The sequence below is a fragment of the Bradyrhizobium canariense genome (assembly GCF_900105125.1).
Taxonomy (GTDB): Bacteria; Pseudomonadota; Alphaproteobacteria; order Rhizobiales; family Xanthobacteraceae; genus Bradyrhizobium; species Bradyrhizobium canariense_A.
Window position 1 is genome coordinate 779,089 of sequence record NZ_LT629750.1, and the last position, 18,867, is coordinate 797,955.

Sequence of the window (18,867 nt, forward strand, 5' to 3'; positions counted from 1 at the left end):
CCGCGAACGAAATGCCGTCGGCGAAAAAGCCTTCGCCGGGCGGCGGCGATTCGCTGACATCCGCTTCGGATGACATTGCAGCCTTTGTTGCCAAAGCCCGTGCGATGTCGCCCCATGCTGCGGGCGCGAGGGGCCGGCTGGTATTTGCACTGGACGCGACCATGAGCCGGCAGCCGACATGGGACATGGCTTGTGCGCTGCAGGCCGACATGTTTCGCGAGGCGGCCGCCCTCGGCAGTCTCGATATCCGTCTCGTCTATTATCGCGGCCTGAATGAATGCCGCGCCACCGGCTGGATCTCCGACAGCGCCCAGCTGGCCAAACTGATGAGCAAGATCGACTGCCGGGGCGGCAATACGCAGATCGGCAAGGTGTTGTCGGAAGCGCGGCGCGAAGCCGTCGCCTCCGCGGTGCGCGCGGTGGTCTTTGTCGGCGACGCCATGGAGGAGGCGGTCGATCAGCTCTGCGTCAAGGCGGGCGAGCTGGGTATGCTCAAGGTTCCCGTGTTTATGTTCCAGGAAGGCAATGACGGTGTCGCCGAACAGGCGTTCAAGGAGATCGCGCGCCTGACCGGCGGCGCATGGTGCCGGTTCGATCCGGGCGCCGCGGCGCAATTGCGCGAATTGCTGCGCGCGGCGGCAGCCTATGCCGCTGGCGGCCGCGAGGCCCTCTTGCGGCTGTCGAAAACAGGAAGCGGGGCGGCCAAACTGCTCGGCCAGATGAAGTGATCGGGCTCTGATCCCGTCTTCGGTCTTGTCTTTGATCTTGTCCCGGTCTGTCGCCGGAGGAAAGACCCGCGGCCGCATGCTTTTTACAGCGCAGCGCGCTATATTGAGTTCATGCCAACGCTGATCGCCGGCGCTCTCGCCGTTTTCGTTCTATACACGCTGCTGCAGATGTTTCGCGCGGCCAATCCGGTCGTGCTGGCGCGTGCGGTCAAGATTGTCGGCGGCGTGGTGGCCCTTGCGGTCGCGGCGTTTACTGGCCTCAAGGGCGAACTTGCAGTAGCGATCCCGATCGGGATTTTCGGCGCGGGACTGCTCGGCTGGTCGCCCTTCGGCGCATCAGGCTTCAGCCAACTCGGCGGCATATTCGGTTCAGGCGCGAAACGGTCGGCCGGACAGGCGTCGCGGGTCCGCTCGCAATTCCTCGACATGAGCCTCGATCACGATAGCGGCGAATTGGACGGTCAGATCGTGGCCGGGCCACATGCCGGCCATTCCCTCGGTGAATTCGACCTGTCGCAATTGATGGCGATGGTCCCGAACTTCGACGCCGAGAGCGTGTCGTTACTTGAAAGCTATCTGGACCGCCGGTTTCCCGCCTGGCGTCAGAACGCGCAGGGAAATACGGCAGGGGGGCAAAGCCGAGCGGCGTCGAGCGGCAAAATGACGGACGAGGAGGCCTATCAGATCCTTGGCCTGCAGCCGGGGGCGGGGCGCGACGAAATCGGCCGGGCGCACCGCGGACTCATGAAGAAACTGCATCCCGATCAGGGGGGGTCGACGTATCTGGCCGCCCGTGTAAACGAGGCCAAGGATACTTTGCTTCGCACGCATCACAACTAACTCCGGCAACGCTACTGAACGCTCCAAACCGCGAGTTGCTTCTGCTCTGTTGACGCCCCGTCATCGCCCGCCGTTGTCCGGCGTGGTCGATCTCTTCTGTCCTTTAGTTGTAGCCGCCAAACCTTGACGAGAGGTTTGCGGAAAGGGGTTTGCGTCAGGGATCGAGGGCAGACAGTAAAAAGTCGTCCGTGAAGAACGAGGCTCAAGCGCTGTTTTGAGCCGGGGCGGTCTCGATGAAGGCGTGGATAATGAGGCGCAAGAGTTCTGCGAGCCATCGCAGGAGCAGGCCGAAGTTGTAGCCTGCAGCGGCGAGGACAGCGTTGATGCGGTCGCCGAGGCGTCCCTTGAGGTAATTCCGGTCCATGCGGTGCTCGGCCTTGACGTGGCCGATGACGGGCTCGACAGCCGCGCGACGCTTCATCTCGCGACGGATGGAAGCCGTAACGCGGCGGACCTGCCCCGAGATCCAGACCCTGAACCGATGCGGGTGATTGTGGCCGCGATACCCTTTGTCGACGTGGATACGGCGAGCTTGCACGCCGGTGAGCTTCTCCATGTCGGTGATCACGGGGCCAAGCGTGTGCCCGTCGAAAGGATTGCCATGCAGGGCCTTGGCGTGGAGCACGAACTGTCCGCCCTTCGGAGACGTCACGGGGGTGGCGATACTGACCTTGCAGCCGAACTCGTAGGGCGCGCGGGCCTTACCCTTGCCGATGCACTCGACCTCCGGGGCATGTAACGCATAGACCTTTGGACCGCGCTGATGCTGATCCTGGCTGCGTACCTGCTGCGCTAAACCGAGCAGCGGGCCGAAGCGAGCTTCCAGCACTGTATCGCCATCAATCTTGCGGCGGATGTCGCGGATGATCCGGCCAAGCCGCGTCCGCAGGAACTTGAGCTGGCGCCGGGCGCGTTTGAACTGGTGCGCGTGGGTATAGCGGCCGACCATGATGGCGGCACGCTTGGCCAGGCGCAGATAGCTCTGGCGCAGCGGCAAACGGTTGCGCTTGGCGAGCCCGACAAGCTTGATGATTGCCCGATGCATCAGCCGCGCGTCGGTTGGATGCGCAACCGCCTTGGGCTGCACCGTGGTATCGACGACCACCCGCTCCAGGTCCTTGGGGCCGATGGCGCCAGTCTTGTGTGCCACCGACAGACTTTCCTGGATCAGTGCGACGAGCTGTTCCTCTCCGAGCCGTTGGCGCCAGCGCGTCATCGACGATCGATCAAACGGCAGACGGTGACAGAAGCTCAATTCACCGCAGAAGTATTGGTAATAGGGGTTCTCGATCCAGCGGGCGCACAACACCTCATCTGACAGGTTGTGCATGTGCTTCAAAATGAACAGGCCGGCGACAAGCCGCGTCGGAAGGCCAGGCTGCCCCGACCCTGCTTGGCACACCGAACTGAAGCGCTCATCCAGGACCTTCCAGTCGATCAGCGCTGCCAACTGCACCAGCGGATGGCTCATGTCGATGATTCGATCTAACGCCGGAAGCAACAGGTCTTTCTGGCGATCGTCCCGCGGTTTGCTCATCGCCCTCCCCAATGTCGATGATCCGCCGTCAGGGAATCACGAATCGCTCAAAAGCAAAATCCCAAAACGCAAGAAAGCGAGGCTCAATGCCCCGCTTTCTTGCAAAATCCAATACGATCTCAACACCAATTCCGCTTATTTCTTAGGCCGATCCGCATTCTTCACAGACGACTAAAAAGCCGTCTGCTTGAGGCAGACGGCCAGGAACGTTTTCGATCGCGATGCCGTTCCGACCCGTGGCGGGCCGGGATCAGTTCCTAAAGGTAATGCAGGAGATGTCGGAGCGTTTCAGCGTCCGGCAAACCGCTTCGGCCTGGTCGCGATCGAGGCCGGCGAAACGAGCGCGGAACAGCTTCTTGTCGCCCTTGGAGACCACCGGTTCGGTGAAGGGATCGGCCTTGCTGAGCAGACCGTGGGCCTGATTGCGGGCGGCCTCGATGCGCTCGCGTGCCTCGTCTTCGCTGTCGAGGGCGCCGACCTGGATGATCCATCCGGTGTGGGCTGCGACGGGCTTGATGGCGCCGTTCTGCTGAACGGCTTGCGGCTGCGGCTTTGGATCGGCATAGGCCATCGCCTGCGAGGGTGGCGCGGCTGGCAAACTGGAGGCGGGCAACACGCCAAGCACACCGTGTCCGGTGCCGAAGTTTGCCGGCTGCGGCGGCATTTCGGTCCTGGCGGCGTCAACCTGGTTGTCTTCCTTGTTGCCTTCCGCCTTGGCGACGATGGCGCCGGAGGTCTCCGGCACTTCCGTGCGGGCCGGCGGTATGGCGCTGGTGATGGATGTAGCAGACTGCGACGGTGCGGCCGAGGCCACCTTCATCTGTCCGGCCTTGATCTGAACGGTTTTCACCTTGACCGGCTTCATCGGCTCGGACGAACCGGGGATCGCGGCAATCGATTGGCTCTGAATCACCCCGCTCGTGAGCGGCGCGGGTTCAGGCTTGGCCTGTGCCGGCGGCACTGCTGCGGCTGCCGCGGCGAGCACGGATGGCTTTTGCACCGGCGCGCTCGAACGAACCGGCGGCGGCGCGGCCGGCTCTGATGATGTGGACGCGACCTGAACCGCCCCCTGGACCTGAACCGTCTGCGTCGGCCGGGACTGCGCCTCGTCTTCCGCAACGTCGGCGTTGGCGTCTGCGGGACTGCGCTCGGTGATCGCGGCAACGGTCCGCGTGGTCGCGGCTTTATCCAGATTCTCGGCAAGCAGGCTGCGCATGATGGCGTCGCGCGAACCGCCGCTCCGGCCGCCCATCACCACGCCGACGAGGTGACGGTTGCCACGGCGCAAATTGGTCACGAGGTTGAAGCCGGATGCGCGAGTGTACCCGGTCTTGATGCCGTCGATACCCTCCATGCTGCCGAGCAGGTGATTGTGGTTGCGGATCGTCTGACCGTGATAGTTGAACGCGAGCGTCGAGAAGTAGCGATAATAGCGCGGAAAGCGATCCTGGATGGCGCGGCCAAGCGTGGCCTGATCGCGCGCGGTGGTCACCTGGTCGTCGTCGGGCAGGCCGTTGGCATTGACGTAAGTCGTCCTGGTCATGCCGAGTGCGCGCGCCTTGCGCGTCATCATCTTGCAGAATTCTTCTTCGTCGCCGCCGATGGCTTCCGCGACCACGACGGCGGCGTCATTCGCCGAGCGTGTCACGATGCCCTTGATGGCGTCTTCGACGCGGAGGGTTTGGCCGGGACGCAGGCCGAGTTTGGTGGGGGCCTGGTCGGAGGCACGCTCTGAGACCGGCATCTCGGTGTCGAGTGTCATCTTGCCGGATTCGAGGCGCTCGAACAGCAGATAGAGCGTCATGATCTTGGTGAGCGAAGCCGGATGGCGGATGCTGTCGGCGCTGTTTGAAGTGAGCGTCGCGCCGGAATTGGCGTCTACGATGATGGAGGAGAATGCCGGGCTGTAGCTCTCGTGTTCCTCGTGGTGGCGCGCGGCGTGATGATGTCGATAGTGGCGTGCATCGGCGGTACTGCTGGTGAAAATGACCGCGGCGGTAGCGGTGACCAGCCCGAGCGCGAAAACCCGCAGCACGCGCGAGGAAGCCAAGGTTGTACGAAGCATGAACTTCCCCGTCCCAATTTCTGTCTTGTTCACCGGTTCGTGGGGCCAAATTATGCCCAACGGTTGGCGACGTTTCCTGTCCGAAGTGCCCGCTGGGCAGGCATTTCCACTGGAAAGGCCAATCGGACCGCTGTTCTAGCTAACCGACTGCACGTAAACAATTTTTTTGACGAGTCCGTCGGGAGCGCGAATAACGACGGAATCAGGTTAGGTCGCCCGGGTTTCCAAAAGGTTAAGCAACCCTTGCCTGGATTCGCGGTGTTTGACGACAAACTTAACGATTTGTGCATCGCACAAATATTCTTGACTTTATTGTGCGGTGCACTATATAATGACGTGTCAGGGAGCCGGGACCTCCCGCCGATCTGTCAAACATCAGTCTGGGAAAGGACTCCATGATGGTCAAAATCGAGGAAATTCAGCGGTACGGGACTTCGCTGCAAACCGGCGTTCAGGCGATCGCGAGCGCCTATGGCGACTACACCAAGAAGTCGTTTGAAGACACCAAATCGTATGTCGAGAAGCTGACCGGCGTGAAGTCGCTGGACAAGGCGCTCGAAGTGCAGACCGAATACGCAAAGTCCGCTTACGAGACCTTCGTGGCCGAGTCGCAGAAGATTGCCGGGCTTTATACCGACCTTGCCAAGCAGACCTTCAAGCCGCTGGAAGGCATGGCTGCGAAGTTTACCCCGTCCGCTGCCGCCTGATCACTCACGTTGCTTCGGCAACAAAAAGCCCGGCCGTTGCGGCCGGGCTTTTTTCTTGTCGGATGGTGCCGCGGTTATCGCGCGACACGCAACTCGCTGAGCGCAGTGCCGATCGTGGTGAAGGTCGTGGCGATCTGGCCGGAACTGGTCAGCATGAAGAACTTGTCCGGGCTGCTCGCGCAATTTTGCAGCACGGTTGAGGTGGGGTCGGCTGGCGTGCTCGTGTCCACCTGGATGGCATAGATCGTATACATCGGACCGTTGGTCGTGGGATCGATCTGGCTCTTGAGGTTTTGGCACAGCAACGCTTGCCGATTGTCGATGTCAGTGCCCGTTTGCGAGCTGCCATTGCCGTAAGCGGGCCAGCGATCCTCGGTGTTGAGACCGTCGGACAGGATGATGATCACCCTGTTGTAGGTGGTGTTGGAATCCTCGGCCGGCGCGGGCACGGGACCGGTCGTCAGAAGCGTCTGCCATGCCCAGGCGAGCCCGATGGCCTGATTGGTGCCGCCCGTCGGCTGCATCGCGTTGACGGCGGCCTTGAGCGAGCTCCAGGTGTAGGTCAGAGGCATGATCGGCTCGAGCGAAGTCGAGCTATTGGGATTACAATAGGCCGTACTGTTCTCGTAATACTGGTTGGCCGGGAACAGCGTCGCAGTGATGTTCTGCGTCGGCGCATCACCTCTGGTATCAAAGCTCTGGGTGCGGTCAGTGACGCAGCCGGTCCAGGTGCTGATCGGATTGGTCGAGGCTCCGATGTAGTTGTTCTGAACTGCATTCTGGGTGACGTTCGAATCGAGGCTCGCGTCCAGCGTCTGCCAGGGAATAGAAACGTTATTTGCATCTTTTTTGCTAACCGGAGTCCCCCAGTTACTGGCCGTCCAACGGTGATTTAGGAAGCCGACATAGGCATTAACCCGGGGCTGATTCGAATTATCTGTCGAGTCATTAGGACCAGGCTGTGTCCAGTTGTGGACATAAGTATAGCCGGTGCACGACTTGCTGCTGCCGCTGCCGCTGCAGGTACAACCATTGACGGCAGCGCCGGAGGAAGTCGTCGGACAACTGCAGGATGAACTTCCCGAGCAGAACGTTTCCGTCTGGTTGGTTGGCTCGCTATCCCAACAGCCGTTGTAAAGCGTATGGGAGTTGGCGTCGACGCTTGGGCAAATGTAGCCTGAATAAGTGCCGCTCGATGGAATCGTCGAGGCATTTGAAGTGCTGGTCGGGCCGCTGGTGCAGGTGAAGCCGCTATTGCTGGTCGTGAATGGACACTTCGTGCCGGGCCCGAGTGCATGCCAGTATGCGGGAAGCATCGCTTCATATCTTGTGCCGCCGACGTTGTTGTTCGGTTGTGCCGTCGGCGGGTTGAGCCAGTCGGTCTGGTCGATCCAGGTCGCACCGGCATTGCTGGCGCCGACGTTGACGACCTTGGCGAACGGAACGACGGAGATGTAGACATCGCCATCGGTTTTGGCGAGCCCGCTGAGCTGGTCGATGAGACCGCCAGTTCCGGCGACCGCATTTCTCAGCGCGGTTATTTTGCCGTTGTCTTTCATCGATCCCGTGTTGTCGAGCGCCAGCGCGACCCGCATCTTCACGTTACCCCACGCCGATGTCGTGGACGTGCTGAAGGGGATTGTGGGATATCCTGCGATCTTCATGAAGTCGGTGTTGACAGATCCGGAGCCGCTGATCGTGACCGTGTTGCCCAAATTGCCGTTATTGGCTGTATAGGTCGCGACGACGCTGACCGATTTGGCGTCGGGATTGGTATAAAGGGCCGCGAAGTAGGTTTGCGCCTTCGCGCCGATCTGGTCGGTCGTAATAACGTTGCTGGATAGATCCTTCGACAGCATCAATGCGGTTGAATCGAGCGCGGCCTGCATGGACGTGCGTGCGCTGTTGGCGCGGCTGTAGTCGATCGCGGCGCCGACGAAGCTGATGATCGGGATGGCCGCGATGGTAAAGATCACCGCGATATTGCCCTCATTGGCTCCGACAAAGCGGCGGGCCGCTTCGCGGACGTGACGGAGAATGGATGAACCGAGCATGGCTGTCACCGAAGGTTGGTTTCTGCCGCCATTTCGGCTCTCGCGACTAAACAGGTGGTAAATCGGTTCCGAGAAACCCCGCTCGATAGCCACCGAAGCTCCGAATCAGCCTTCGAAACCGGTTTCTATCGTCAATAGCCCCTAAATGGCTGACGGCATTCCTTTGTCAAATCCGTCGAAATTGATTAACCTTGGCTGGATCGCCGGCACCGGTTTGAAGCCCACCGCAAGTGCACGCCGCCGGTTTCTGCGCGCTTGCGGCGGGCCGAAGGCCGACCCATATTCGTATTACCGGCCCAGCGCATGGATCGGGATGGAGCGGCGATCTGGAAGCGTGTCTGGGAACTCTGCGCATCACCTGGTTGATGTCGGGGTTCGGCTGCTGTCCGATTCTCCGTGGGGATTTCAAACGCCAGTGCCATGCTACAATTAACTCTCAGATATGACCCGTCCGTGCCGCTGCCAGCCGTCGCATCTGCTCTTCGAATGAGCAATGACGAGAATCGCGCCGGCGGGACGGGCGGTCCGGCAACATCCGTCATCACCAAGGTCAAGCCGAAGACCAAGCGGCCGAACCTGTATCGGGTGCTGATATTGAATGACGACTACACGCCGATGGAATTTGTCGTTCACGTCCTGGAGAAGTTCTTCCAGAAGGATGTCGAAGCCGCGACCAAGATCATGCTCCACGTCCATCATCACGGAATAGGCGAGTGCGGCGTGTTTACCTACGAGATCGCCGAGACCAAGGTCACGCAGGTGATGGATTTTGCCCGCAAGCATCAGCACCCCCTGCAATGCGTGATGGAAAAGAAGTGATCCAGCTTCTGGTCGGATTCTAAAAACGGGAACGGGTCTTGCATCCGCTAACCTGATCGAATCGGACGGGTCGGGATTCCCTGCATTCTGCGGGGCTGGCGTCATGTGGAAGCCGGAAAAAACACTGTTGCGGAACCGACCTTTCGCCAAGATCATGTGTAACTATATGTCAAAGGTTGTTGTTGCCTGACCGGGTAATGACGATCATGATGATCGGGGGCCACAGAGGACGCGAATGCCAACTTTTTCTCAAAGCCTTGAACAATCCCTGCATCGCGCGCTGGCGATTGCGAACGAGCGGCATCATCAATATGCGACGCTTGAACATCTTTTGCTGTCGCTGATCGATGACTCCGATGCGGCCGCTGTGATGCGTGCCTGCAGCGTCGATCTCGACAAGCTGCGCACCAGCCTCGTCAATTATCTCGAAACCGAGTTCGAAAATCTGGTGACGGATGGCGCCGATGACGCCAAGCCGACCGCCGGTTTCCAGCGCGTGATCCAGCGCGCGGTGATTCACGTCCAGTCATCCGGCCGCGAGGAAGTGACCGGCGCCAACGTGCTGATCGCGATCTTCGCCGAGCGCGAGAGCCATGCGGCTTATTTCCTGCAGGAGCAGGACATGACCCGCTACGACGCGGTGAACTATATCAGCCATGGCATCGCCAAGCGTCCCGGTGTGTCGGAAGCGCGGCCCGTGCGCGGTGTCGACGAAGAGGCCGAGACCAAGGGCAACGAGGATTCCAAGAAGAAGGGTGAGGCGCTCGAGACCTACTGCGTCAACCTTAACAAGAAGGCGCGCGACGGCAAGATCGATCCGGTGATCGGGCGCAATTCCGAAATCAACCGTGCGATCCAGGTGCTGTGCCGCCGGCAGAAGAACAATCCGCTGTTCGTCGGCGAAGCCGGTGTCGGCAAGACCGCGATCGCGGAAGGGCTGGCCAAGCGCATCGTCGACAGCGAAGTGCCGGAAGTTCTGGCGGCCGCCACGGTGTTCTCGCTCGACATGGGCACGCTGCTGGCGGGCACCCGCTACCGCGGCGACTTCGAGGAGCGGTTGAAGCAGGTTCTCAAGGAGCTTGAGGCCCATCCAAACGCCATCCTGTTCATCGACGAAATTCATACCGTGATCGGCGCCGGTGCGACTTCCGGCGGCGCCATGGATGCATCGAACCTGTTAAAGCCGGCGCTGGCGTCAGGCACGATCCGCTGCATGGGTTCGACGACCTACAAGGAATATCGTCAGCACTTCGAGAAGGACCGTGCGCTGGTGCGCCGGTTCCAGAAGATCGACGTCAATGAACCCACGGTGGAAGACGCCATTGCGATCCTCAAGGGCCTGAAGCCCTATTTCGAGGATTACCACCGGCTGAAATATACCAACGAGGCCATCGAGGCCGCGGTGCAATTGTCGTCGCGCTACATCCATGACCGCAAGCTGCCGGACAAGGCGATCGACGTGATCGATGAATCCGGCGCGGCGCAGATGCTGGTTGCTGAAAACAAGCGCAAGAAGACCATCGGCATCAAGGAAATCGAGACCACGATCGCGACCATGGCGCGGATTCCGCCCAAGAGCGTGTCGAAGGACGATGCCGAGGTGCTCAAGCATCTTGAGCAGACGCTCAAGCGGGTGGTGTTCGGCCAGGACAAGGCGATCGAGTCGCTCTCGGCATCGATCAAGCTGGCGCGCGCCGGCTTGCGCGAGCCGGAAAAGCCGATCGGCTCCTACCTGTTCTCGGGTCCGACCGGCGTCGGCAAGACCGAAGTGGCAAAACAGCTGGCGGCGTCGCTTGGCGTCGAACTGATCCGCTTCGACATGTCGGAATATATGGAACGGCATACCGTGTCGCGCCTGATCGGCGCGCCTCCGGGCTATGTCGGCTTCGACCAGGGCGGCCTGCTGACCGACGGCGTCGACCAGCATCCGCACTGCGTGGTGCTGCTCGACGAAATCGAGAAGGCGCATCCGGATCTTTACAACGTGCTGCTGCAGATCATGGATCACGGCCGGCTCACCGACCACAACGGCAAGCAGGTCAACTTCCGCAACGTGATCCTGATCATGACCACCAATGCGGGTGCCGCGGATCTGGCGCGCCAGGCGTTCGGCTTCACGCGGAACAAGCGGGAAGGCGACGATCACGAAGCGATCAACCGCCAGTTCGCGCCCGAATTCCGCAACCGCCTCGACGCCATCGTCTCGTTCGCGCATCTCAATGCCGACGTGATCGGCATGGTGGTGGAGAAGTTCGTGCTGCAGCTCGAGGCGCAACTCGCCGATCGTGACGTCACGATCGAGCTGTCGGAACCGGCCAAGGCGTGGCTGATCCAGCACGGTTATGACGAGCAGATGGGCGCACGGCCGATGGCGCGCGTGATCCAGGAGCACATCAAGAAGCCGCTGGCGGACGAAGTGCTGTTCGGCAAGCTCAAGGGTGGCGGCCACGTTCGCGTCGTGCTGGTCAAGGACGAGGCCACCGTGGATCAGGAAAAGATCGGCTTCGAGTTTGTCGAGGGACCGGTCACGCCGAAGCCGGAGAAGCTGCCCGGCGCGCGCAAGCGCACGGTGCCGCGTAAGCCGAAGCCCAGTGGCCCCAATGGCGGTGGCGGCTCCAAGGGGCCGGCCTCGCGAGGGCCGCTGGTGAAGGCCTGAGCGGCCGATACTGCGAATTGAAAGCCGGCGCGTCGCAAGACCGCCGGCTTTTTGATGGGCGCTTGGTCGACCGGGGAGCGGTCCCTCATTAGGGGCGATGCGTGGCCAATGATCACGGCGCTTTCGCTACGCAGCCACTCAAGGCTGGGGGACACTGACCCGCGGGGCCGTTCCCCGATCCAGCAACAGAGAGTGGCGAATAAACGCCTGGGCCGGTGCTTCGAAACAGCGGTAGGTAAGATATGACGCCAGCAGCGTTGACGTGACGAATATCGCGAAAAACCATGTGTCGTAGAATGGCATGGGAACGCGAGATGCCGCAAACCCTGACGCGATGAGAAGCTGAATTGGAAAATGCAGAAGGTAACAGGAATAGGTCATGTTGCCGGCGGCCTCCATCAGCCTGGTCGTCGATGACGACAGGATGATCTCGCGGGACAGGCAGAACAGAAGCACCGGCGTGTAGCTCAGCAGAAACACCCAATCGACGATCGAGGCTTGCAGGCTGAACATCCATATCGAAACTGGAACAACCGCCACCGTGGCCCAGGCCAGGCCTTCGACCGCGAGCCGCGACGTCGCCGGCGCGATGGCCCTGCGGGCGATGGCTGCAAGGCCGCCAGCATAGAAGAATGCGAGACAGGAAAATAGCTGTCCGTGCAGATTCAGGCAGACGACGATCACAAACACGTTGAAGAGCGCCGATTTCGTCACAAAGCGCAACGTCAGAAAAAACAAGACATAGACCAGGACCTCGACCGAGATCGACCATATTGGTTCATTGAAGCTGCCGCCGTGCTCGAAGCCCCAGCTGCTCGCCATGAAAATCTGCAGCAGGAAATGTCTGACGTCGTTGTCCTGATAAACGAAGAAATATCCGTGCAGGCGGAAGTAGGCGGCTTGCAATACCGCCACGATGATCAGCGTCACGAAATGCAGCGGGTACAGTCGTGACAGGCGGAATACGAAGAAGGTCCGTCCGGGCATCGACCGATCGGAAATGGCGTCACGGTATTTCCAGAAGAAGATAAAGCCGCTGATGCACCAGAATACCCAGACGCCGTATTCGCCGGTTTGGTAAAATGGTCGAAGCCAACCATAGAGCGGCAGTTGATCCCTGAAGAGATCAACCGGCGTGTCCGCAACGTAGGAAAAATGCTGGTAGTGCCAGATCAGAACGGCAAATGCCGCCACGAAACGCAGCACCTCCAATCCCAGCAGTTTATTCGTTTTTGGTGACACTGGCTTTCCGGTCATCGCAAGTCTGGCGACAAAGTCTAGCTTCTTCAGTTGAACCAATTCCCCCAGGGCCTGCCTGATCGAATCGGACCGCAGGGGCTCGCTCTAGCTGCAAATCCTCGCGGCCGTCTCCGTGACCGCCCGGTCCCAGGCCTGGTAGCCACCAGAACTCAGGTGAACGCCGTCGATCGTGGATGGCTTCTGCATCGCCGGCAGCGCGACGAATGCTGCACCGCTTTGGCTGGTTACGTCGGGCAAGACGGAATTATATTCGGTGATCGTCGCGCTGGCCTCGTTCTGCATGGCAACCGTCATCCGACCCTTCGCCTCGACCGGCGGGATCTCCAATACGGCGAGTTGCGGCGTCAGTTTTGATAGCTGGGCCAGCAAGGCGCGATAACGATCGCCAAAACCCTGCTTGCTGCTGGTGGCCGATACCAGCGCGTCGTTCGTTCCCAGCGATACGATGATCAAGGCAGCTCGTTTGGCGTCCAGCGCCTGGGACAGCCAGTTCCCGAGGTCGCTTGCGGTTGACGCGCCGTTAAGGCCTGCATTGACGATTGCATGGCCGCATATCGATCTCGGCAACGTCGAAGCCTCGACGATGCTGTCGCCGAGGACAATCACGGGATCCTCTGTTCTGCTCAGGGTGTAATACAGAACAAGTTGACGGGCGCGCCGGTGATCGTCGACGACATCCGCTTTCCTGGCCCAGATGAGAAAAGCTGCGCTGATCCCAAGGATGACGAGCCCGAAATACATCCAGTTCACGCGCACTCCCGAAAGCTGTCGCGCCGACATGGATTTTTCGAGAAAGGTCATGAGCTCTCTGGATAACTGGGCGCGCATCGCGCACCCCGAGCTCAGGACAACACAAAATGCTTTCCAAGAGCTTTGCTGAAAGCAAGGCAAACACCGCGTGCGGCGTCCGATTATCGATTGGGTAACCATGCAGGAAGTCGCGTGCCTGGCGCGCTACCAGGTGCTCATTCGCCCTTGAGGCGCTGGCTCTCATGGACCCGCACGCGCTCGGCGCCTCGGCTGCCCGTCGGCGATAACCGCAGCGCACTGAGCACAGCCCCAAGCATAGCGAAGCCGACACCGACCAGCAGCGAGATCCGGGTGCCTTCCGCCGGATAGCGCGCCAGAAACAACGCCACCAGCGCCGCGCCGATCGTCTGTCCCAGCAGCCGCGCGGTCCCGAGCATTCCGCTCGCGCCGCCGGAGCGCTCGCGCGGAGCTGCGGCGATCATGGTGCGGTTGTTGGGGGTCTGGAACAAGCCGAAGCCGGCGCCGGCCAGCGCCATGCGCCATACCACGTCGAAAGCAGAGGCGTCGGCCGGCATCAGCGCCAATGCGCCGAGCCCCGCCGCGAACAACAGCAATCCGACGCCGCCCAACAGGCCGGCCGGATAGCGTTCGACCAGCCGGCCGGCGAGGGGGGCCGCGAACGCGACAGCGATCGGCCAGGGCGTGATCAGAAGGCCGATCTGCACCGCCGAATATCCGAAATGGGTCTCGAGATAAAAAGGCATCGAGACAAAGGCCAGCATCTGACCGCAGAAGGAAGCGATCGAGGTGCCGATCGACAGCGCAAAAATCGGAATCCGCAAGAGGTCGACCGGCAATAGCGGCGCGGGCAGATGCGTCTGCCGATACACCAGCAGAACGCCTGCGGCGGCGGCGATCACAAACTCGATCAGACTGAGATACAGCGCCTCGCCATGGCCGGTGCTATCGATCGCGGCGATGCCAAGCCCAAAGGCAATGGCGCTTAAGCCTGCGCTTTGCCAGTCAAAGGCGTGGACGGCGGGCAGTGTGTGCGGCAGATAGCGCAATCCCAGCGCCAGGGTAACGATACCGAGCGGGACGTTGATGGCGAACAGATACGGCCATGTTCCGACCGCCAGAATGACCGAGGCCACGGTAGGGCCTACGGCAGCCGAGATGGCGACGACCAGGGCATTGACGCCGATACCGCGGCCGAGCGACGCGCGCGGGTAGGTGAAGCGGACCAGCGCCGCGTTGACGCTCAGGATCCCGGCGGCGCCAAATCCTTGCACAATGCGCGCCACGGTCAGCAGAAGCAGGGTGTGCGCCAGTGCGCAAAACAGCGAGGCCAGCGTGAACAGCAACAGCCCCGCCACATAGACCCGGCGATAGCCGATGATTTCGCCGAGTGAGGCCAGCGGCAACAGCGAAATCGTGATCGCCAGCTGGTAGCCGTTGACGATCCAGATCGAGAACGCCGGGCTCGCGTTAAGATCTTTGGCGATCGTGGGCAGGGCGACGTTGGCGATCGAGCCATCGATCACGGCCATGACAAGGCCGAGCGCAATCGTGACAATGGCCCAATTGCGCTGCGGCTGCGGCAGGCCGTCGGCGTGCTCGATTATAGTGGTCGACATGTAGTGAAGTTGCCTTCGATTCCGGCATCGGCTGGCTACCGCATGCTAGATTAGCCGGTATTTTGCAACTTCGAAGTGGTGCGCGGGTTCCGGCAGGCGCCGGGACCTCGGCTGCCTTCAGCCTTCGCCGAGAAGTTCATTGATCCGGCGCTGCAACTGGCGCTTTTTCGCCTCGCTCTTGCGCAGCCGTTCCTCCAGGTCGGAGACGGGCTCGGAAGGTGTTTCCGCGTTGAACGCCAGGCCGACGAAATTATCGCGCCACCAGATCACCTTGGCGAGGAAAGAACGGCCCTTGCGCGCGATGGTCAGCGACATCTGCTCCTTGGGAAGCCCGACGCCGTCGCTGAACTCGATGCTGGCGCCTTTTTCCGAGATATTGCGGACGACGCAATCCTTGGTCGTGCCGGCTTCGCCGATCTCGGCAACGCCGCCATAGATGACCTTGTCGCGCGTATTCTGGCGTCGGTCCTGCATCGGATAATCTCCCAATAAAACGGGGCGACCATACGACGCTTCGCTGCCCAAGAAAGGGGCAGGGCCGGCAAAATGCTGTGTTAACGTAAACCGATCGCGGTCGTGGATGACGGGTTTTCGGGTGTGTGTCAGCCGAGCGGCAGCGCCTTACGCGGCGCTTTCGCGCAATCCGCGAGCGATTTCCTTTTGCGCGTCGAACTCGCGCCGCCGCCGCGCCAGCTCGTCGGCGCTCAGCATGGCGACGTTGTTATAGTCGCGTTTCCAGGAAGCATCCGCGCTCCAGCGCAGCGGCGATTGCAGCGTGGTTTGCGGTCCCGGTGCGGTTTCCAAGAGCCGCAGCGCGAGCTCCAGTGTGAAGGCCTGCGAGGCCGGATCATGCGGCTTGCCCGCGGAGTTGCCGAGCGGGAAATCGCTGAACAGAAACCGCGGCACCGCGGCGTGCTCGACGATATCCTTGGCGCATCCCATCACGACGGTGGGAACGCCGTTGGCTTCCAGATGCCGCGCCACCAGGCTGACGGTCTGGTGGCATACCGGGCAGTTCGGCACCAACACGACGGCATCGACCTGATCGGCGCGGCAGCGGGCGAGGATTTCGGGTGCGTCGGTTTCGATGGTGACGCGCTGGCTGCGGTTGGTCGGCGCGCCGAAGAAGCGTGGTGCAACCGTGCCGATCCGCCCCTCACGCGCGAGCCGTTGCAGTTGTGGCAGTGGAAACCAGGTGCCGCTGTCGTCGGCCGTCGTGTGCACACGGTCATAGGCGACGTGCGAGATCCGCAAATCATGTGTCTTCGAGGTGTCGCCGTCGTAGACCGAGTAGAATTTGGCGCCGCCATTGTATTTCGCGCCCGGCCCTTGATCGCCTTTGGCGGGATCGAACGGGGCTGCGGTCGTGACGATGGCGACGCGGGATTGATGGAGCGGCTTGCGCAGCGGTTGAAACGGCGCATCGACATAATGCGCCCAGCGATAGGGCGTGGTGTAACCGATGGCCTGATAATATTCCCGGGTCCGCGCCATATAGGGAACCGGCACGTCATTGTCGGGCGCGAAGCCGAGCTGGTCGTCGAGCGGTACGGTCATGTTTTAGTGTTCCCACATGCGCGCCATCATTGTCGAATTAGCTAGATAGTCCTCTTGGTGTGTCAAGCAGGTCGTCGAGACATGGCGTTGCGAACGGTCATGGGGCTGCGAGCGGAGCTTTACGCCGCGGTTGCGATGCTTTTCATGCAAGTGGCGGGCGCATGCGCGCAAGACACCTCGCCCGCGATGACCAATGTGGCGCGGCCCAGCGTCGAGGAATTGGCCACCGATGGCACGCCGCAAAAGCCTGACGAAACCGCCGGCGATGTCGGCACCCGCGAGGCCATGTGCCTGATGATCGAATCGGCGGCGAAGTCGCAAAATCTGCCGGTCGAGTTTTTCGCGCGCGTGATCTGGCAGGAGAGCCGCTTTCAGTCCGACGCGGTGGGACCGGTCACGCGCAATGGCCAACGCGCGCAGGGGATCGCGCAATTCATGCCGGGGACCGCGAGCGAACGCCGTTTGCTCGATCCCTTCGATCCCGTGCAGGCGCTGCCGAAATCCGCGGAATTCCTGAACGAACTCCGCAACCAGTTCGGCAATCTCGGGCTGGCCGCCGCCGCCTATAATGCCGGACCGCGACGTGTGCAGGATTGGCTCGCCGGATCAGGCGGCATGCCGCAGGAGACCCGCCACTACGTCGTCGCCATTACCGGCTCAACCGTCGACGACTGGGCCGCGGCCAGCAAGAATGGCAAGACACCCGATGACCTTGGGCCATCAACGCAGAATCTGGGCTGTCGCGAGCTGATGGCGCTGTTGCGACGCGCGCCCAATCCCTTTGTCACCCAGCTCGAACAGCATGTGAAGCTGAGTGCGGCCAAGCTATGGGGCGTGCAGCTTGCGGCCGGCTTTAACCGCGACCAGGCGCTGGCGATGTATGCCCGTGCGATGAAGCGGCTCAGCGCCGTGATCGGCGACCAGGATCCGAGCCTGCTCAGCTCGATGCTGCGCAGCCGCGGCACCCGCACATTCTATCAGGTGCGGATCGGCGCCGACACGCGCCCTGCCGCGAACGATCTCTGCAACCGTATCCGCCACGCCGGCGGCGGCTGTTTTGTGCTGCGAAACCCGAACGTCGCGGGCTGATGACGTTCAGTCGAGGTCGCCGAGATCATCCTCGGCTGCGCGACGTTCGATTTGTAGAACGGAGGTCGGCGACAGCTCCGGCGCCGGGCCATGTTCTCTGCCGACAAGCCGGGCGACGAACAGCGAGAGCGTGGGTCCCGCCACTAGGATCAGCACGAAGCGAACGGTCTGCATCGCCATCACGAAGGACGTGTCGACCTTGGTCGAGGCTGCGATGATGGCGACGGAATCGACGCCGCCGGGACTGGTCGCAAGGTAAGCGGTCAACGGGTCCACGCCGACGATACGCACCAGCAGCGCCGCCAGCCCGCCACAGAACGCGATCATGACTGCGATCGAAAACACGCTCTGGGGGAGCGCCCGCATGACCGCGCTCAACAGCTTCGGGCTGAAGCGCAGGCCGGTATTCCAGCCGACCAATGCGTAGCCTGTCGCGAGCAGCCAGGGCGGCAGTTCGATGGCGCTGTAGCCGCCGATGTGCAACACGCCGCCGATCGCCATCGCCGCGATCAGGACGCCCGCGGGGATTCCCGGTACGAGTAAAGCGAGGAAGCTGACGGCGATGATCAGCAGCGTTCCCAGCAATGACGGCCATGCAACCGCTGGAAACCAGATCATGACATGTGCCGCATCTGCGGGAACGTGGACCCAGAAGCGGGCAATCAGCGATGCCGTGATGGCCACGAACACCACGCGCAGATATTGGATGAAGGCGACCAGCGGCGCATCGGCGCCATAGGCTTCCGCCATCAGGATCATCACCGGCGCGGCGCCCGGCAATAATCCCCAAACCGCGGTCGTGCCCTGCATGATGCGAAGCGTGCTGATCAGCCATCCGAGGCGGCACTGGCGATGATGATGGTGACGACGACAACCAGAAACAGCGGCCAGCTTTCACCGAACCTGACGAGAATCTCCGAGGTAAACGAACGGGCAATCAGGCAGCCGATCATTGCCTGCGCAAAATTCATCGGCAGTCGTGGAATGCGCACCGTGCCGCCGCCGGTCGCCGTCAGGATGCCCGCCATCATGGGACCCAGCATCAGGGCGGCCGGCAGTCGCACCCATTCAAGGATGGCCGTCGTCACCACCGAAATGGCGACGAGGACGACCCACTGAACGGAAAGCGAAAGATTCGCAAACGGCAGTGCGCGCGGCGCTGGCATTG

16 protein-coding genes are annotated in these 18,867 nt (G+C 61.5%); 6 read left to right on the plus strand and 10 right to left on the minus strand.

Features of this window, described 5'->3' with window-relative positions; translation table 11 throughout:
* Nucleotides 1-11 precede the first annotated feature (11 nt).
* Together BLV09_RS03905 and BLV09_RS03910 are read left to right on the plus strand one after the other, a co-directional pair.
* Nucleotides 12-728, plus strand: coding sequence for a VWA domain-containing protein (locus tag BLV09_RS03905; protein ID WP_433994408.1), 717 nt, complete (start codon nt 12-14; stop codon nt 726-728).
* A 111-nt stretch (nt 729-839) separates the two neighbouring features.
* Complete coding sequence (locus tag BLV09_RS03910) at nt 840-1,568, plus strand: DnaJ domain-containing protein (RefSeq protein WP_100382314.1); 729 nt, start codon at nt 840-842, stop codon at nt 1,566-1,568.
* 202 nt (nt 1,569-1,770) lie between these two features.
* Here the strand turns inward: BLV09_RS03910 and BLV09_RS03915 are convergent, their stop codons facing one another.
* Both BLV09_RS03915 and BLV09_RS03920 read right to left on the minus strand, forming a co-directional pair.
* Nucleotides 1,771-3,105, minus strand: a complete 1,335-nt coding sequence (locus BLV09_RS03915) for an IS5 family transposase (protein ID WP_100381492.1) — start codon at nt 3,103-3,105, stop codon at nt 1,771-1,773.
* A 250-nt stretch (nt 3,106-3,355) separates the two neighbouring features.
* The gene (locus BLV09_RS03920; protein ID WP_146686378.1) at nt 3,356-5,170 is read right to left on the minus strand and encodes a serine hydrolase; all 1,815 of its coding nucleotides are present in this window, start codon (nt 5,168-5,170) and stop codon (nt 3,356-3,358) included.
* Between the two features lie 398 nt (nt 5,171-5,568).
* Here BLV09_RS03920 and BLV09_RS03925 point away from each other — a divergent pair, with 398 nt between their 5' ends.
* Nucleotides 5,569-5,877: a phasin family protein gene (locus BLV09_RS03925; protein WP_146690971.1), complete on the plus strand. Its 309-nt coding sequence runs from the start codon at nt 5,569-5,571 to the stop codon at nt 5,875-5,877.
* Between the two features lie 74 nt (nt 5,878-5,951).
* On the opposite strand, the gene BLV09_RS03930 is transcribed toward BLV09_RS03925, so the two are convergent.
* The gene (locus tag BLV09_RS03930; RefSeq protein WP_146686379.1) at nt 5,952-7,931 is read right to left on the minus strand and encodes a TadE/TadG family type IV pilus assembly protein; all 1,980 of its coding nucleotides are present in this window, start codon (nt 7,929-7,931) and stop codon (nt 5,952-5,954) included.
* Nucleotides 7,932-8,417: 486 nt separating this feature from the next.
* On the opposite strand from BLV09_RS03930, the gene clpS reads away from it, so the two are divergent.
* Complete coding sequence (gene clpS / locus BLV09_RS03935) at nt 8,418-8,750, plus strand: ATP-dependent Clp protease adapter ClpS (protein WP_100382311.1); 333 nt, start codon at nt 8,418-8,420, stop codon at nt 8,748-8,750.
* A 235-nt stretch (nt 8,751-8,985) separates the two neighbouring features.
* Entirely contained in the window at nt 8,986-11,406 is a 2,421-nt protein-coding gene (gene clpA, locus BLV09_RS03940; RefSeq protein ID WP_146686380.1) for an ATP-dependent Clp protease ATP-binding subunit ClpA, read from the plus strand.
* Nucleotides 11,407-11,544: 138 nt separating this feature from the next.
* Here clpA and BLV09_RS03945 read toward each other — a convergent pair whose 3' ends face one another.
* The 5 genes from BLV09_RS03945 to BLV09_RS03965 form a co-directional block, all read right to left on the minus strand.
* Nucleotides 11,545-12,648, minus strand: coding sequence for an acyltransferase family protein (locus BLV09_RS03945; protein WP_244548960.1), 1,104 nt, complete (start codon nt 12,646-12,648; stop codon nt 11,545-11,547).
* A gap of 102 nt (nt 12,649-12,750) precedes the next feature.
* Nucleotides 12,751-13,467 (minus strand): SGNH/GDSL hydrolase family protein, encoded by a 717-nt coding sequence (locus BLV09_RS03950; protein WP_167558614.1) that lies wholly within the window; start codon nt 13,465-13,467, stop codon nt 12,751-12,753.
* Between the two features lie 164 nt (nt 13,468-13,631).
* On the minus strand, nt 13,632-15,053 hold the full coding sequence (locus BLV09_RS03955) for an MFS transporter (protein WP_146686383.1): 1,422 nt from the start codon (nt 15,051-15,053) through the stop codon (nt 13,632-13,634).
* Between the two features lie 117 nt (nt 15,054-15,170).
* Entirely contained in the window at nt 15,171-15,527 is a 357-nt protein-coding gene (locus BLV09_RS03960; protein ID WP_146686384.1) for a PilZ domain-containing protein, read from the minus strand.
* 147 nt (nt 15,528-15,674) lie between these two features.
* Nucleotides 15,675-16,610 (minus strand): glycine/sarcosine/betaine reductase selenoprotein B family protein, encoded by a 936-nt coding sequence (locus BLV09_RS03965; RefSeq protein WP_146686385.1) that lies wholly within the window; start codon nt 16,608-16,610, stop codon nt 15,675-15,677.
* Nucleotides 16,611-16,691: 81 nt separating this feature from the next.
* On the opposite strand from BLV09_RS03965, the gene BLV09_RS03970 reads away from it, so the two are divergent.
* A complete protein-coding gene (locus BLV09_RS03970; RefSeq protein WP_433994379.1) occupies nt 16,692-17,699 on the plus strand; it encodes a transglycosylase SLT domain-containing protein in 1,008 nt (335 codons plus the stop codon).
* A 6-nt stretch (nt 17,700-17,705) separates the two neighbouring features.
* Here the strand turns inward: BLV09_RS03970 and BLV09_RS38565 are convergent, their stop codons facing one another.
* Together BLV09_RS38565 and BLV09_RS38570 are read right to left on the minus strand one after the other, a co-directional pair.
* Nucleotides 17,706-18,509 carry an AbrB family transcriptional regulator gene (locus BLV09_RS38565; RefSeq protein ID WP_349536715.1) on the minus strand — a complete coding sequence of 268 codons (804 nt, stop codon included), beginning with the start codon at nt 18,507-18,509 and terminating at the stop codon, nt 17,706-17,708.
* 17 nt (nt 18,510-18,526) lie between these two features.
* Nucleotides 18,527-18,865 (minus strand): AbrB family transcriptional regulator, encoded by a 339-nt coding sequence (locus BLV09_RS38570; RefSeq protein ID WP_349536716.1) that lies wholly within the window; start codon nt 18,863-18,865, stop codon nt 18,527-18,529.
* Nucleotides 18,866-18,867 lie beyond the last annotated feature (2 nt).